This window comes from Gilliamella sp. wkB108 (assembly GCF_001690195.1).
Taxonomy (GTDB): Bacteria; Pseudomonadota; Gammaproteobacteria; order Enterobacterales; family Orbaceae; genus Gilliamella; species Gilliamella apicola_L.
Genome location: NZ_LZGM01000028.1, coordinates 1 through 2281, shown reverse-complemented (window position 1 = coordinate 2281; position 2281 = coordinate 1). Strand labels below are relative to the sequence as shown.

General features: G+C 36.6%; 3 protein-coding genes and 1 pseudogene. 2 read left to right on the top strand and 2 right to left on the bottom strand.

Annotation, left to right across the window (positions count from 1 at the left end; all coding sequences use genetic code 11):
* Positions 1-176: 176 nt before the first annotated feature.
* Positions 177-479 (top strand): annotated as a pseudogene (locus A9G11_RS03720) (helix-turn-helix domain-containing protein); the annotation flags it as partial.
* An 86-nt stretch (positions 480-565) separates the two neighbouring features.
* The gene (locus A9G11_RS03715) at positions 566-838 is read left to right on the top strand and encodes a SymE family type I addiction module toxin (RefSeq protein ID WP_081298402.1); all 273 of its coding nucleotides are present in this window, start codon (positions 566-568) and stop codon (positions 836-838) included.
* Positions 839-900: 62 nt separating this feature from the next.
* On the opposite strand, the gene A9G11_RS03710 is transcribed toward A9G11_RS03715, so the two are convergent.
* Together A9G11_RS03710 and A9G11_RS13960 are read right to left on the bottom strand one after the other, a co-directional pair.
* Positions 901-1284, bottom strand: a complete 384-nt coding sequence (locus A9G11_RS03710) for a DUF596 domain-containing protein (RefSeq protein WP_065618189.1) — start codon at positions 1282-1284, stop codon at positions 901-903.
* A gap of 8 nt (positions 1285-1292) precedes the next feature.
* The coding region (locus A9G11_RS13960) for a VENN motif pre-toxin domain-containing protein (RefSeq protein WP_081298401.1) at positions 1293-2281 on the bottom strand (989 nt) is incomplete at its 5' end.

The following is a 2281-nucleotide window of genomic DNA, read 5'->3' as shown; positions in this document are numbered from 1 at the left end:
CGTCCCCTTTCCGGCATTAGAATCATTACCATAACTTATTTCCTTTGGTGCTTCAACATTAATCGTATCAGTAGGTTTTTGATTATACTCTCCTTCTTCATATTTCCAATTTGATCCTGGTTTAGTTTTACCTGCATCCTGACCTTTTGCTATTGTAACTACCTTAGTTCCCTTTCCGGCAAGAAGTAGCTGCTAAACTGGGATTACAGCTTTCACAGTACAACAAGTATGAGTCAGGTATGCATATTCCCCCTGCGGATAAACTGATATTGCTTGCTGAACTCTTTACTACATCCATTGATTATTTATTAATAGGAACGTATGACGAACATTCAACAATGAGTAATACGCGGTTATTTGAAAGATTTAAGGCATTAACCAACTGTCCTCAAGAAGAGCAAGAGACTGTCATTAAATTAATTGATGCGGTTATTGTTAAAAATCGAGTTGAATCGGCATTGCTGCCTGTTGATAAATAGCGATTAATTGTTTAAACGCAGACTGGCTGTGTGCGACCACAACCAATCTGCTAATCACAACAACTAGCAACTAAGGAGTAGTTATCATGACTAACGTCCATTCTACGGCAAAAACAGCCAAAACCAAAACCACCAGTAAAACCCTGCGAGAGACGTCGAAACGTCATTACACTGTTGGTTACATCAGCGTCCGCCACGAACCTAAAACTACACAGGCTTGCACTCATTACAGCAAACACCCTGCACTGCATCTTAAAGGCAACTGGTTAGAAGCGGTAGGATTTACCACAGGGCAACCCGTCACTATCACAGCTAAAAAAGGCAAGTTGATTGTCAAGCTTGCGAAGCAGATCGCATAATCAATAAAAAATTAGCTCAGTTCTGCGATAGGGATCGCAGAACTAAGTTAAAAATACCTAAATCAAGTCCATTCTAAAGAACCATCTTCTCTAACCCAAACGGCCTCAGCTGGACAAGAATCATCAAAAAACCAATAATCATCCATTAATTTTTGTTTATCAAACATTCCCTCTTCCGTTTTTGGAAAGGCTTCATAAAACAATTTTATTTGATCGTCTATTGAACCACCTAAGAGATGTCCATTTTTTGCCAACTTAAGGCGCCCTTCTTTTAGTAATCTACGAACACAATAAAAAAATAATTCTTTTCTTTTAGGAAATGGAATCTCGTTTCCTGTATATTCTGAAGATAAAATCAAATCTGGAGAAATACAATTCCATAGTCCATTAAATGCTCTTAACTCTGACCAATCAATAGCTGTTTTAAAATCATTTTCGTTTATCATACTTTTTCCTATTTAAATTTAATTTCTGCCCCAGTCCTTAATCCTCTATATAAATTTGTCAAAGTTGGGTTATTCCTTATATCAATAGTCCAACGAGCGCCTGTATTTGAATTCGATACATTTCTTAATGTAATATTAGTTCCATCTTGAAGCCGTGCAGTATAAATACCATCTTTAACTTTTGTTAATGGCTGTCCAGCTAATTCCTCGGCATAATTATATATTTGATTATCTGTTAAATTTTGGCTCTCATAAATTCGAGTTGTGTAACGATTTCCATCAGCATTCTGCCGAATCGTTTGCCCATCAATCTTTAAATCAGTTTTAGGATTACTTGTATCATAAATATCTTTTAACTCATCAGAACGTTCTTGTTGCCTTTGATTTTGATATTTTTCATTATTTTTATTGCTATTTTTGTTTTCGTCATCATCTGGCGGTAAGCCTGGCGCACCGCCTGCTGCAATGGCTCCTGAACCTCCTAATATTTCATTGTTTTTATCATTATCACCTAATGATTCGTTATAAATTCTATCACCAAAGGTCTTATCGCCAAACATGATATGTGACAAACCTTTATTTGCTATTATTTGTGCATCTAGCCAAGCTATCTGTTCAGGAGTTAATTCTTTAATTTGGTTAATATCTCGTGTTTGTCCAACCTTCATGGCTTCTTCTATTTGTGCATTAGTTAAACCAAAATTGAGACCTAATTGCATTAATGCATTTCGACATGATGCAACTTTCATACACGATTCATAACCTTTTTCTAATCCTTTAATTACTCCTCTTGCTAATCCATTATTCTCTACCGCATTTTTACTACTATTCACTCCTGTTGCTATATCACTTTCATCCCCTCCCATACTTGCTATGGTGAGTCCTACCGCTAGCTGAGTTAAGGCACTGATGTTATCTTTTTCTTCTTCCGTTAGGTCTTTTACATCTCTATCTCCATATAAGGCTTTTTGGATAATTGGGGCTGCTATCTCCCCTG

Excerpts from the sequence above, each read along its gene's own strand:
- A9G11_RS03715 (WP_081298402.1), top strand. The coding sequence starts at position 566 with ATGACTAACGTCCATTCTACGGCAAAAACAGCCAAAACCAAAACCACC.
- A9G11_RS03710 (WP_065618189.1), bottom strand. The coding sequence starts at position 1,284 with ATGATAAACGAAAATGATTTTAAAACAGCTATTGATTGGTCAGAGTTA.